General features: G+C 59.0%; 9 protein-coding genes. All 9 read right to left on the minus strand.

Annotated elements, in window-relative coordinates; translation table 11 throughout:
* Positions 1 to 5: 5 nt before the first annotated feature.
* On the minus strand, positions 6 to 860 hold the full coding sequence (locus AC559A_RS02985) for a HEPN domain-containing protein (RefSeq protein ID WP_498816179.1): 855 nt from the start codon (positions 858 to 860) through the stop codon (positions 6 to 8).
* Positions 861 to 863: 3 nt separating this feature from the next.
* Positions 864 to 4,511 carry a BREX system P-loop protein BrxC gene (brxC, locus tag AC559A_RS02990; protein ID WP_498816180.1) on the minus strand — a complete coding sequence of 1,216 codons (3,648 nt, stop codon included), beginning with the start codon at positions 4,509 to 4,511 and terminating at the stop codon, positions 864 to 866.
* The gene (locus AC559A_RS02995; protein ID WP_498816181.1) at positions 4,508 to 5,107 is read right to left on the minus strand and encodes a BREX protein BrxB domain-containing protein; all 600 of its coding nucleotides are present in this window, start codon (positions 5,105 to 5,107) and stop codon (positions 4,508 to 4,510) included. Before AC559A_RS02995 ends, brxC begins: the two co-directional genes overlap by 4 nt.
* On the minus strand, positions 5,088 to 5,861 hold the full coding sequence (locus AC559A_RS03000; protein WP_498816182.1) for a BrxA family protein: 774 nt from the start codon (positions 5,859 to 5,861) through the stop codon (positions 5,088 to 5,090). Before AC559A_RS03000 ends, AC559A_RS02995 begins: the two co-directional genes overlap by 20 nt.
* Positions 5,862 to 6,365: 504 nt before the next feature.
* The gene (locus tag AC559A_RS03005; protein WP_498816184.1) at positions 6,366 to 8,474 is read right to left on the minus strand and encodes an SEC-C metal-binding domain-containing protein; all 2,109 of its coding nucleotides are present in this window, start codon (positions 8,472 to 8,474) and stop codon (positions 6,366 to 6,368) included.
* A 229-nt stretch (positions 8,475 to 8,703) separates the two neighbouring features.
* Positions 8,704 to 9,453, minus strand: a complete 750-nt coding sequence (cmk, locus tag AC559A_RS03010) for a (d)CMP kinase (protein WP_498816186.1) — start codon at positions 9,451 to 9,453, stop codon at positions 8,704 to 8,706.
* A complete protein-coding gene (gene hisC, locus AC559A_RS03015) occupies positions 9,446 to 10,558 on the minus strand; it encodes a histidinol-phosphate transaminase (protein ID WP_498816187.1) in 1,113 nt (370 codons plus the stop codon). Before hisC ends, cmk begins: the two co-directional genes overlap by 8 nt.
* Positions 10,559 to 10,695: 137 nt before the next feature.
* Complete coding sequence (locus tag AC559A_RS03020) at positions 10,696 to 12,426, minus strand: type IV pilus secretin PilQ (RefSeq protein ID WP_498816188.1); 1,731 nt, start codon at positions 12,424 to 12,426, stop codon at positions 10,696 to 10,698.
* A gap of 175 nt (positions 12,427 to 12,601) precedes the next feature.
* Positions 12,602 to 13,237 (minus strand): pilus assembly protein PilP, encoded by a 636-nt coding sequence (locus tag AC559A_RS03025; protein ID WP_498816190.1) that lies wholly within the window; start codon positions 13,235 to 13,237, stop codon positions 12,602 to 12,604.
* Positions 13,238 to 13,242: the final 5 nt, after the last annotated feature.

Here is a 13,242-nt window from a genome sequence, read left to right on the forward strand (position 1 = left end):
ACGTCTCAAGACGGGCGCATGGTGGCGCGGGCGAGCCGTTGTTCATCTTCCTGGGCCAGTTGCGCTTTCAATTGGCGCAAGGTCTGGGCAAAAATGTCCGAAGCCGCGGAGACGACGCTCTTGGTGGTGGCAATGCGCGGATTGACCCAGGCATAGTTGATGACCCTGAGCCCATGACCGTCCACTGTTTCCTGCTGTCCTATTCCGGCATCCGATCCGCCATCCGGGCGATCGGCCCGGTGCGCGACCTGATTGCGCCGCTGGATGATCTCATTGATGTGTCGCTTGATGTCGTTGTCCGGGTTGCCGGTCTTCTCCGAAACCTGGGCCCAGAAATTCTTGACCGTGAGAATTTTGGCTATGTTTTCGATGGATGCGGCGTCGTAAATGGTGCCCCGCTCGAAATTTTTCAGAATGATCTGCTGCAGGCGGACATCTGGATCATCGTACCCCTCCAGGGAAAGATAATCGTCCAGGGAAAGGGAGATCTTCCGCAATGAGTCATCCGTCCGGCGCTTGCGGGCCCGGACGATGGTCAACACATTCTCGCGCAGGGCGTCCCAGAAAAACGATTCCAGGGCCGTACAGGCCACGACAACCGCCTGCCGCAAAAGGAAATTCGCGCCGTCCTGAACCAGAAGGCTGGCCGGAATCGGTGAGGCGGCCTTGGCCACCATGACCAGTTGATCATTTCTGGCATGCCTGAGCACGGTGTTTTCCGGAACATCGAGGCACTTGCACACGGCGAGATGGAGTTGGTTGTCTGAGGGACATTCCCGCAGATTGCGGAACAATTGGTGCAAGTCAAGAAGATGTTCGGCCACTGAAAAGTTCTGGACTGCCAGATCATAAGCGCGCATAACCTACTCCAGAATCACCTTGCACCCCTGGGCCAGGAGCTTTTCCAGTCTGTCCCGCAGCGCCGCGAGGACGGCGTCCAGTTCCTCCTGCGTGTCGATTCTCCCGGAAAAATGCTGGGAAATGCGGAATCGCTCCACCTGCTCCTCAGGCTCCATGACCTGCTGAAGCCGCAGAATCACCTCGCGGGTCAGGCCCTCGACGGCCGCGATGTCGCTTTCCATCTGGGAAATGGTGGCCCGGGCGATGCGGCAGAGCGTATCACCCGGTTCCAGCTCAAGCGCCTGCCCAAGCCGCGAAACCAGCGGCTGAAGCAAATTCTGATGAGCTTCCTCGGGCATGTTCACATTCTGGCTGACCTCAACCCACTCCGGAAGCCCTTTCACATGATCGATCGCGGCCTCATAGACCTGGTTGCGACGCTGGAAGACCTCGCTATACAATCGCCCATACTCGTCGATGAGCACGCGCGATGCCTGTCGGACCCGCTCCAGATGGTCAAAAACGTTCTCCGTCCCGAGCGCCTCGGACAGCTCACGGGCGGCCTCCCGAGACTCAGGAGTCGGTCGGCGCTCCCGCAGGACCGGCCATTGTTCGTTCAGCACTCTCCGAGCCGTATCCAACAGAACCAGGTTCTCGTCCGTGGCCAATGATTCCAGAATCAAGGCACTTTTCCGGGCCTGAAGATAGGATTTCCCCTCGCCAGCCAAAGTCTTGACGCAATCATCCGGGGCCATCTCCAGAATGCCTTCGACCCATTGCAGGTGCGCGACCACGGATTCCGCACCAGGAACCTTCAGGGCCGAGAGCCGGGCAGCCACAGGCAAAAGTTTCTCCCGATCAGCGGCGGCCACCATCTGAAATGCGCTGGCAATATCACCTTCTTCGATGTTGACGTCCTTGCCCGTGATCTCCTCATAGGCTTGGGCGGCTCGGGCCAGAACCTTCAAATCCAGGGTTTCCCGGGGAGCGAAAGAGGCCGCGCGAAATGCCGGGCTGTTCACAAAGGGGGGCCGACAGGCCGGGTCGCTGTAGTTGCGGTACCTGCGGCCCTGATGGGTGACCTCCACGGCCCCGCCCCGGAACAGAACAGCAAGTCCGAGGCGCAGGGTCTCGCGTTCCCATCCGAAGCCGATGCCTGAAAAATGGGTCTCCAGAGCCTTGCCGGTAACCTTGTTGCCGTAGGCATGTTCCTTCCTCAGGTAGTCCAGGATTTCCCGGCACAAGTCCGCCCCGAGGTTGGGTACGTGCTTGCCGCTCTGCTTCACGACCAGGCTTTGTTCCGGCCTGTCGTGGTAGAAAACCTGGGGCAGGCCGTTCAGGTTGGCCGCGACGATCAGCTTTTCCGGCTCGTCGCCCCTGAGCGGCAGCACGCCGATCTCGACCTTGGGATAGAGAACCGGCGTGACGATATCGAACAGCCGGTGAAAAATTTCAGCAAATCCCGAGCCCAAGGCTGTGGCATCGTGCTGGACCCCCTGGAAAAAACCGGTCCCTGACCTGACCGCCTCCAGCAGCTTGGCACGGAGCTTACGGTAGGACGACTCCCCCCTGTTCTTTTCCTCGGCCAGACAGGAGGACTCCTCCGGCGTCAGGCGCTGTTGGGACTGAAGTCGCTCATATTCTGCGATCATCTCGCGGGACCTGCACGTCTCATCCACGAGATAATGAATTTCATCCGTCTGGGTAACGACCCAAAAAACATCCTGGCGGCGAACCCCGCTTTCCTCCCTGGCCTCGCTCATCCGGTCGGCCCGGCTCTGTATCGAATCCGCCAAAAGCAGATTCAACGGAATGTCGCCCGAGGACTCCACCACGTCTCCCTCGACCACCAGGGTGTTTCGGAATGACCGGAGATTCTTGTACTGATACTTTCGCAACTGGGGATCGGCGAAGATGTCCCTGAGCGCCTCCCGCTTGATGCGATTGCGCTGAGCCTCGCGGGGGGCAAGGCTGTTGCGGCTGGTTTCCCAGTTCTTTTCCTGAACGGTCAGCAGCTTGTAGCCGTCCTCGGAATTGCGCACGACCTGGGCCCGCTCAAGCACGACCAGGGCTTTTTCCACCTCGCCCATCAATGATCCGGCGGTCACCGAGGGAAACAGGACCGCGGCCAGGTTGCCGGCGGTGCGCGGCAAATCCTTGACCGGCTCCAGCAGGGCGATGGCCTTGGCGATTTTTTGGGCCAAGGCGTTGTCCGGCAGGTTTCTGGTCACGTCGTCGATTTCTCGGCTGATCTCGCTGGGCAGTAAATTGCCGAGATAGAGCAGCTCGTAGACCTTGTCCAAGGTCACCAGATCACCCAGGGGGGCGTCGGCGAGGCGGGTCCTGGGATTGATCATGATCTCCTGGGCCTGCTTGATGATGGTCCGATTGCTGCCGCCCACGTGCCGATGCGCACCGCGGCGTAGACGCAGACCGGCCACGATGTCCACGCTCAATTCAACTTGGTACGGCAGGTAGGGATACAGGCGCAGAAAAGCGTCCCTGCTCACGGAGGTGTCCCGGCTGGTCCGTTCCAGCCGCCCGAGTTCATTGATCCGCCCCTCGTTGGCGTCGTACAGGCCGCCGAGAACCTGTTTGGCTTCAGGTGTCTTTTCCAGAACCCGCCGGGCGGTGATCTCGGCAATGTCGGACTGCTTCAGATCCACGGTAAGACGAAAACGGTCCTGCAGCCGGGCCAGTTCGATCTTCCTGGAGTCCAAAGCATTGACGACCTCGTCCAGCTTTTCCTGGGAGGTGACCACAAGCCAGCAGGGCGACACGGCCCTTTTGTGCTCCACCCGGTTCTTGCCCTCCACGCCCAACGATTGAACAATAGCCTGCAAATCAAGCATCTTGTCAACGCTACGCGAAACATACTGACCCACTTCATCAATGATGAAGATCATGGCATGGTCGGGCCGGCGGCGCTCGGCCAGCTCAAAGGCCCTTTGCGCCAGCCTGTTCGGGGTGATGTCCGCCCTCCCGTTGCCCACGGAAACGGCATAGGAATCCGCCGTGGGGTAGGTCTCCGGAGCCATGTCGTGCAGTACCGCGCTGGCCTCGTTCAGAGCCAAGCCGAGAAGCCGTCGCCTGGTCCAGGGATGCCCGTGGATTTCCTGAAACCGTCGGATGAACGTATCCAGCTTGCCATCCCCTTCCAGCGTGATCTCCAACTCGGCTAGGTCGAAATCCTCCGAGTAGCCCAGTTCCCGCAGCAAGGCTTTGTAGATGATCTCGGTCAGACGCTCGTTGGCCAGGCGGACGCCCCGGTCCATGGAAACGTCGAAAATGACGGCATGGAAGGGAATGCGCGCATTGATGGAATCCAGAAGTGCCGAGATTCTGGAGTTGTTCACCTTCAGCTTGAAGATGTCGGATGCCGTCCTGCCGCCGACCTTCCTGGCCGCTACAGTGTACCCGAGGATTTTAGCGAAAATGGATTTTCCAGAGCCGAAGAACCCGGAGACCCACACGCCGATTCCCTCACGAGGACTCGCGGGACCGGCGGCAATAGCGTCCAGGATGCGGGCGTACTGTTCCTGCAGGAACTCCGTGGGCACATATTCATCCAACTCCACCAGCACGGCCTTTTCATCGGCTTGCTCAACCTTGATCACTTCCTCGATGGTCCGATCAATCGGTTTGGCAAAAACTTCGCGTATGGTCTTCATGCCTCGGCTCCATAAACCTTCACACGGTAATTGTAGGCTCCGAGATCACCCGATCCCGGCAGATTGTAGAAACAAAGCTCCGTGGCCCCCCTGGTTCCTCCTGGATAGAAAAAAACGATCGGGACCATGGTTCGCTGGTGCAGCTTGTCCAGTAACAGCGACGGACGGTAGACAGCCGGAGCGAACCCACCTGCCCGGACCAAAAACACCAGCGAATTCTTTGGATTCAGTCCCTCCAGGCGGGAGAGCACCTCGTCAGCCGCCGGACGGAAGAATTCGCTGCTCAGAAGACTGTGCACATGGTTCTGGGCCGCATTGAACCCTCGGAGCTTTTCCACCTTGACCAGATCATCCAGCCCCTGTTCTTCAGCAACCACTGTCCAGACAACCTCGGCCAAAGACACGAATCGCACCTGCCTGGCATGATTCTGCTCCAAGCCATGGGCCAGGAGCCGCAACTGACGGCGCAACTCGAATTCCTGGCCGGGATCATACCGGAAAATGGCGAAAGGAAGGTCATGATACGCGCTGATCCGCAACGGCTCCGCGACCAGGTCCCTTGCCAGGGTTTGCAGGCTACTCTCCAAAAAGGTCATCGGCATAGGCTCCTGGCGACTCGGTCGGAAAGTCGACTCGATAGATGCGGCCTGCAGATTGGAAGTCGAGAAAATTGCGCTGATGCGCCTCCAGAAACATGGTCTCGACCTGGGTCTGGCCAAGCAGGAAAAGACCCCAGTCCGGATGACGCACCAGGCTTTCCCCGCTGCTTCCCAGCCGCCAAAGCCAAAAGGCGATCCAGCAAAACGACTCCAAGGGCAGATGCACCGGTGCGACGCGTTTCTTCACCGTGCCCTCGAGTATCCCGAAATCCCTCAAGGCCGCCAACATGCCGCGTCCGACTTTGAGGGTGACCGTGGGACTCCAGGCCTGTCCGTTGAACTTGAGCTGTTTGGCAATCCAAAGCGCGGTTTCCTCGGTGCGCACGCTCCCGTTCCCAGAATGCACGGACAGTCGCAATTCACCGGCCACAAAGTCGTACAAAAGCCTGTCGCTTCGGGCCGTGACCCAGTAGTAGAGTGGGCGAAGCACCTCGGGCATAACGTTTCGCGCTTCCAGCAACTGAAGAATCTTCCAGGCTTGCGATGGATCGCCGTGAACAAACCTCGGAATGAAGGCCCTCACAAGTGTATCCTTGGACCGCGCGAGGGTCCGCTTGCCCAGGAGCTTGCGAATTTCACTCTCCGAGCCCGCTCCCTCCTCCCGCCATGACCGGACAAGCATGCGCATGTCCTCCAAAAGGGCGCCCCCTTTTTGGATCCTGGTCGTATATGGTGATCGTGGACTGCTCATGGCAATATCATGATACTAATCAAGCAGATCGAAAAATATTTCATTAAGGCTCATTATGCGTTTCGGACGGGTGCTCCGCCTGGGTATGATTTTGCCATCGGTTTATGCCCCAACGGGGCATCGTCCACCAGCCCAGGGTTGAACAGCCAAAGGCTGGACTACCCTGGGATAATTGAATGAAAGAGAAACAACCCCAACGGGGTTGCGTCAGATACGTCCTCGTTCGTTACTGGCCGGGTTTTCATTTTGCGGACGCAACCCCGTTGGGGTTGGCGGAGGAAACACGGCGCTGGTCCCAGGGTAGCGGCGGTGCGCCGCAACCCTGGGCTATGGGACTGAATCCCGTTGGGATTCCCGGAGGAAGAAAACAGTCCGAAACGCATAATGAGCCTTAATTAATTGAGACATTGCCATATCGTTCGCCGGATTGAATTCTTGTCGAAACCTTTCCAGGTACACAAAAATAGTCACAGCCCGGGTGCATTTGCCAAAACATCAAGACTTTTACTCTTCTTCCTCCATCCGATCAAACAACTCCTCCGCCCATTCCATCAATCCCGGCACGGACTCCCAAAAATCCCGGTTCATCCGGGCATAATCCCAGGCCACGTTCGCGTCATGAAAGGTAAATCCATCATCTTCATCGCCTTCATAATCGTCCTCATCCGGTTCACCGATCTCCGGCTCGAACAAATATTCGGGAACTATGGGGAAGTTTTCCATGGCTTCCACCATGGCTGATTCGGCATCATCCTTTCTGCCTTGCCGAAAGAGGGCGATGGCCCGACAATAGGCCAGTTCTGGCCGACCATTTTCGGGATTATCCTCCGCAAGGCTCAAAACCTGATCATCCTTGCCGAGTCGCAGCAACGCCGTACCTAGCAGCGAGACCATGTTCTCTTCGTCCGTGGGGTTGAGCCGCAGATACAGGTTGGCGGACCGCTCCACTTCATTCATGTCTTCAAGAGCAAGATGCATTTCTATGTATCTGGCCAAGCAGCGTAACATGGGGCGATTCTGGGGAAGGAGCCAGGGCAGTTTCTCTTCCGGTTCGAGCTTGACCTGCTTGATGCTTTCTCCGGCTCTTTGCGACAGCATCGCGACCGACGCGGATATCGACCGGACGGGTATGCTTTCATCAGGAAGCTGCAGCATGGCAAGGAGCAGGTCGTCCAGGATATACAGACTTCCAATGGCTTCGGGATGCTCCTCAAGCAGTTCCATCCATTCTTCGAAATCGTCTTTCTCCCAGACATATGACTCGCCATCATCCTGATCGTCGTCCACCACGACACCCCGCGGCTTGGGCATGGGAAACACCTCTCCCCAGGACTGCTCCAGGTCCATCAGGTCGTCATCCTCCGGCTGGATCACCCGGCAGGTGTCCAGGCCCATTTGGGAGATCAGGGATTCCGGATCACGGACCTCGTCTTGCAAAGCCTGCATTGTCTCGGTGACGATCACCTCAGGCGCGTCGTCAGCCACACCAATGCTTGCAAAAAATTTTAGAAGCAGTTTTTTGTGCCCGTCTTCCCTGTCCTTGCCAAAGTGCTCAAGGGGGTAAGCACGATGCGACTTCATGGGCTGGTTGACCTGACTAACGATCCATGTCTGCAATCTCTGAATCCGGTCCATGAGTTCGGCGTCTTCCTCCACAATCTCCTCAATCTCGTCCAGATCATCCTCATCCCAGTCCAGGCTGGGAGCCATCATCGATTTCCGGGCCTCCTGGGGATTTTCCATGACGGATCGCAGGAAATCCAGCAAACGTTGTGGATTTTCCAGCTTGTCCGCCAGCTTGGTAATCTTGGCATGCCAGAAGACGGCCCGGTCCTTGGCCTGCTGCCAGCGGGATTCAACCATCAGCAGTTGCAGTTCCAGAATGCACAAGGAGAGCGACTCCGGATCGTCCCGCATGGCCTGGCTGAACGCCTCCCAGGCTTCGGTCAGGTTGCCCTGGTCCGCCAGCATGGTGGCCTTGCGTTGCAGGGCCACGGAGCGCAGCGGCCCACGAGGGGCGTTGGCCAGGATACGTTCGATGATGGCCACCTTGCGCGCGACTTGAAGACGCCGATCATACGCGTCCATCAGCAGATCAAAGGCGTATTCCCCCATTTCCGGGTCAAGGCGGTTCAGCTTTCCGGTAAACATTGATTCCAAAATGGTCACGGCCATCTCCCCCTGCCCACGCTCCAGGAAACGTTCCGCCACGGAAGTGATGACGTTGCGGGGAATGCGCTTGCGCTCCAAAGCACTGATCAGTTCTTCATGCGGCAAGGTATCCACCACGATGTGCCAGAAGGCCTCCTCGTCCAAAGCCTCCATGGACGGGATCATGGCGCAACATTGTTTGTATTTTTTCCCGGAACCACAATCGCAACGATCATTTCTGCGAGGCGCGGGCAGCGGCTGGGGACGAAAGTCGTTGCCGGGCAGCGGGGTAGAGTTCCAGATCATCCGGGCCAGCACTGTCGCCAACTGATCCTGAACCATGGCGTCGATTTGATCGAGCTGGGGATTTTGGCCGAGATAATCCGGAAGCGCCTGGCGGGCCCAGTCCATAAACCCGGACGAGTCTTCATGTCGCAGGATCTCGGCAACGGCATCCCTCATGAATCGTTCAAGGTCGATAAAATCTGATAATTCTTTTTGCATTTTGGATATCCTCGCTGATGTCCGTCAGTTTCTATTACTTTGAAGGTAACTACTCAATAAGGTCGGGCACAGCCTGCAAGTTATCTGCATCTGGATTCCCGCTTTCGCGGGAATGACTTCAAGTAATACGTTTTCCCAATCTCGTCATGCCGGCGAAGGCCGGTATCCAGTCCATGCTTGCCACAAGTTATTGAGCAGTTACCTTTGAAGCTGTGCTCTCAGCTTCCGTCGCCGGAGCAGGCAACACGATTTCGACGATCTTTTCGACAACCTCACTCGGAGTCAAACCCGCCGTGTCGATGATCACGGCGTCGTCAGCGGGCTTGAGCGGGGCGAGGGCCCGGTTGCGGTCCTGATCGTCGCGGTGGCGCAGATTGGCGATCAGGGCGTCCAGGTCCTCCTCGACGCCCATCTCCTTGAGTTGCAGCCAGCGCCGTCTGGCCCGCTCCTCGGGCGCCGCGTCCAGAAAAAATTTGTACCGGGCCCGGGGGAAGACCACGCTGCCCATGTCCCGGCCTTCGGCCACCAGGGAGGTTCCGGCTCCCAGGCGCTGCTGGGCCTGCTTGAGGATTTCCCGAACCATGCCCACCTTGGCCAGATTTGAGGCCCACATCCCGACCTCCTCGCGCCGGATTTCCTCGCCCAGTGGTTCTCCATTCAGGAATAGCGCGGCCTGACCGCCTTGTCCCCGCAGGGTGAATTCCAACCCGGCCAGGCGTTCCCGCAGAACCTCCTCGCTCCAGGTCCAGCTTTGCGCTCCCAGGCGCAGGGCAAAAGCCCGAAACATGGCTCCGCTGTCCAGGTAGGCAATGCCCAGCCCATCGGCGACCATCCTGGCCACGGTGGTCTTGCCCGATCCGGCCGGCCCGTCCAGGGTGACGACCAAAGGCTGTTCAAGAAGATCTTTTGATGTCCGCGCGGGATGATGTTCAGCCATGGAGCACGGCCTCCAGTTCCCGGACGAAAATTCGATTCTCCTCTCCCGTTCCAACGGTCACCCGCAGATATTCCTCCATTCCGTAACTCTTCAGGGGCCGGATGATCACCCCTTGCTCCAGGAGTTTCTGGAAGACGTCCAAGGCGGACAAAGCGTCGTGCCCTGGCTTGAACAGCAGGAAATTGGCCTGCGAAGGAAAGACGCGGCAACCGAGCCGGGTCAATTCCGTCGTCAGCCAGGCCCTTCCGGCCTGGACGCATTCCAGGGAGGCCTGGACGAAATGAACGTCGCGCAAGGCGGCCAGACCGGCGTTTTCCGCGAGGATGTTCACGCTGAAGGGCGGCTTGACCCGGATCAACGCATCCGCCAGCCAGGGCGGCATGACCCCGTATCCCAGCCGCAGCCCCGCCAGCCCGTAGAGCTTGGAAAATGTCCGCAGCACGACCACGTTGGGAAAATCGCGCAGCCGAGACAGCAAGGAGTACTGGTCCATGGGCGAGGCGAAATCCATGTAGGCTTCGTCCACCACCAGCAACGTCCGCGACGGGAGTCGGCGGGCGAGGGTTTCCAGTTCCTGAACCGGGGGGGCGTACCCCGTGGGATTGTCCGGGGTGGTCACGAAAACCAGGGCGGTTTGCTCGGTCGCCGCGTGCAGCAACTTGTCCCAGGGGAAATGAAACTCCTCGCCCAGGGGAACGGTGCGGATCTCCACGCCGCTGAGCCTGGCCAGCAAGCGGTACATGCTGAAGCTGGGCTCGAAGATCAGGATGTGATCACGACCCGGCCGGACCGCGACCCGGATCAACAGGTCGATGATCTCGTCCGAACCGTTGCCGGCCACGATCCACTCCTCCGGCACGTCCAGATGCGCCGCCAAAGCCGCCCGCAACTCCGGGCTGCCCGACCGGGGATACCGAAACACTCCGTCGGCGTGATCTTGCAAAGCCTTTTGAACCAGCGGCGAAACGCCCAGCGGATTCTCGTTGCTGGCCAGCTTGATCACCCGCTGCAAACCGTATTGCTCACGGATTTCATCAATGGAAAGCCCTGGAGTGTAGGGACTGAAACCTTGAATTTCAGGACGGAGAAAGGGGTGCTGTTGCACGATGAATCCTCACGATCGGTGATGACAAAAGCCTCGGGACCAGGGAGAGCACATCTCCCCAGACCCAAGGCTACAGGCGAACCGGAACTTGTCAGGCACGCTTTCCACTCTACGAGGCCCAGCCACTTTCAGTGGCTTTACAGGATACTGGGCCGGATAAATATAAGCAGCTCTTCCTTTCTTTCTTCAGTGATCCTGCTTTTGAAAAGAACCCCTAACCCTGGAATGTTCGCCAGCCCCGGCACGCGGTTCTCGCGTTGGCCTTCGGCCGCCTTGAACACCCCCCCCAGGACGATTGTCTCTCCGTTGTTGACGATCAACTTTGCCTCGGCGGATTTGGTGTCGATATTTTCCCCAATTGGCACGTCGTCCTTGACGACAAGATCAAGAATGAGTTGGTCGTCGGGAGTAATTTGTGGCGTGACGGACAGTTCGAGAACCGCGTCTTCAAAAGCAGGCTGAGGATTGCCGGCGTCGTCAAGCACGTTGACCCGCACCCGCGTGCCTTGCTTGATCACCGCCCGTGAGTTGTTCAACGTCACGATGCGCGGGCTGGAGACGGTCCTGGACTCGCCCTGCAGCTCTCCAAGCTGCAACTGGACGTCCAGGGTAAACATATCCGGCCCCATGAGCTTGGAGATGAAGCCTCCGATTCCAAACGTGGGGGGCATGGCTATCGGCGTATTGACCAGGTATCCGGTCTGCCCGACGCCGCCCTGGTTGATCGGGACTCCGCCGCCTGCCGCGCCATAGACGCCTCGGTAGTACTCCGTCGTGACGCCTTCAATACCGCCTCCCCAGCGGAGTCCGATGGCGCGCTGAAACTCGTCCGAGGCATAAACGACCCTGGCCTCGATCATCACTTGTCGTTCGGGCTGGTCCAGTCTGTCGATGATTCCCTGAATCTGCCGAATTCGCAACGGAGAGTCGGTCAGGATGAGCGTGTTGGTCCGTGGGTCAAAGCTGAGCCTGCCCCTGTCGCTCAGAAAGGGTCGCGTCCTGGCGTCCATCTCCGCCGCGGTGGCGTAATTGATCTGAATGTAGGCCGTCTGCAACGGTTCCAGGCGTTCGATGGTCTCCTGGGCCTGCATGGCGGACTCCCGGGCGCGGCGGCGTTGTTCCCGTTCGCTCTCCAACTGCTGGGCCGTGCTGATGCGCAGGATGTTGCCCCGGACCACCATTCCCAGATTGCGCTGGACAAGAACGAGGTCCAGGACCTGATCCCAGGGCACATTGTCCAGTTTCATGGAGATCCGACCGCCGACTCCGGCGTCCAGGATCAGATTATACCCGGCCACCTCGCCGATGAGCCGCAGCACGTGCTCCACTTCGGCGTTTTGCAGATCAATGGAAATCGGCGTCCCGACGTACTCTTCGCGCATTCCCGGAAACAGCGCTTCTTCCTCGGGAAAGCGCGTTTCCAACGCATCCTGGACCGGATGCTCCCGTGGCTCCGGACGAACCGTCGGCATGGCGGAAAGCTTGGCATCTTCCGTTCGGGCCTGGGCGTCCACGAAACGCAGGATCAGCCCTTCCGGCACCTCCTCGGGCTCGATGACTATCGGGTCGGTGGCGGTCAATATCAACTCGCCGCCGTCGGGGGTATTCCGCAGCAACCCTGTTTTCACCGGATGTCCGAAGGCGTGAAGCTGGTGCAGTCGGGCAGCCGTCGCCGGTATGACGGCACTGGGAAACAGTATCCGAATTTGGCCCGGACGAGCTGAAACGGATCGCCACGTCAGTTCGCCGGTCGCTTCCAGACGGATGCCCACGACGTCGTCGGCCTGGAAAAACGTCGCCTGGCGCATGTCGGGCCGTGAATCAACCGTCCTTGATTCTCCGAGGAAATCCTCGACCGGTTGCGTCACATTTGCTTCGGACGACACTCTTTCCTCGGGTACGGGTTCCGGGGCGATTGCCTCGGCACCGATGGAAGTGCCCCCATAAACCGTCACCAGCACGAACATGATCGCGCCGCAAAAAAGGATCGGTAGTCGGTTCGTCCGCCGTCCTCTCGCTCGAATCTTTATCGCTTTCAGGGCGCTACCCATGATCATCTCCCTCGCTTGGATGCAGCTTGAGGATCACTTCCCTGACCTGTTCGCGACCGGCGATGTCCAGGCCATGTTCCTCGATGATCACCTCGTTGGCAGTGATCCGGCGGACTTTACCGCCGTACCGTCCCACGCCCACTCCGGGCCGGAGCACGAATCCCTTGCCGTCGGGCATTTCGACCATGGCCAGAGCCTGGTCGGGACGATCCACGGCCCAGACAATGCCGATCACCCGCAACTGGGTCGCCTCGACGCGTTCCAACGGGGTCAACGCCCTGGCCGGAGCTTGAGCCCGAAACGACTCTTCCGGCGGGGCAGGGCGGACGAACGGGCGAAACGGATCCGGCTTGCCTTCCGGACGGAAGACGTAGCCGTCCGGGGTACGCAGCCAGTCCGGAAGTTCCAGGGTGGTGCCCATGAACAGCTCCTCCACCCCGTTGTCATCCTCTTCGACCGTCCAGCCGGTGCGTGGCGAAACAAGCTGAAAAAAAAGCATCAGCGCTGGAAAAAAGCACGGAAACAGTCCAGAGGAAAAGAACAAAATGCCCACCCGGTTGCGTGGAAATCTTCTCCGCGCACCGGCTTGCCGGCTTATCCGGGATGCGTCCTGCTGCGTGGGCGTCATGGAAT

Origin of the sequence: Desulfonatronum zhilinae (assembly GCF_900182865.1) — a bacterium.
GTDB classification, from domain to species: Bacteria; Desulfobacterota; Desulfovibrionia; order Desulfovibrionales; family Desulfonatronaceae; genus Desulfonatronum; species Desulfonatronum lacustre.

What these genes read in the sequence shown, in the direction of transcription:
- AC559A_RS03025 (WP_498816190.1), bottom strand. Translation starts at nt 13,237, where the DNA reads ATGACGCCCACGCAGCAGGACGCATCCCGGATAAGCCGGCAAGCCGGT.
- brxC (WP_498816180.1), bottom strand. Translation starts at nt 4,511, where the DNA reads ATGAAGACCATACGCGAAGTTTTTGCCAAACCGATTGATCGGACCATC.
- AC559A_RS02985 (WP_498816179.1), bottom strand. Translation starts at nt 860, where the DNA reads ATGCGCGCTTATGATCTGGCAGTCCAGAACTTTTCAGTGGCCGAACAT.
- AC559A_RS02995 (WP_498816181.1), bottom strand. Translation starts at nt 5,107, where the DNA reads ATGACCTTTTTGGAGAGTAGCCTGCAAACCCTGGCAAGGGACCTGGTC.
- cmk (WP_498816186.1), bottom strand. Translation starts at nt 9,453, where the DNA reads ATGGCTGAACATCATCCCGCGCGGACATCAAAAGATCTTCTTGAACAG.
- AC559A_RS03005 (WP_498816184.1), bottom strand. Translation starts at nt 8,474, where the DNA reads ATGAGGGATGCCGTTGCCGAGATCCTGCGACATGAAGACTCGTCCGGG.
- AC559A_RS03000 (WP_498816182.1), bottom strand. Translation starts at nt 5,861, where the DNA reads ATGAGCAGTCCACGATCACCATATACGACCAGGATCCAAAAAGGGGGC.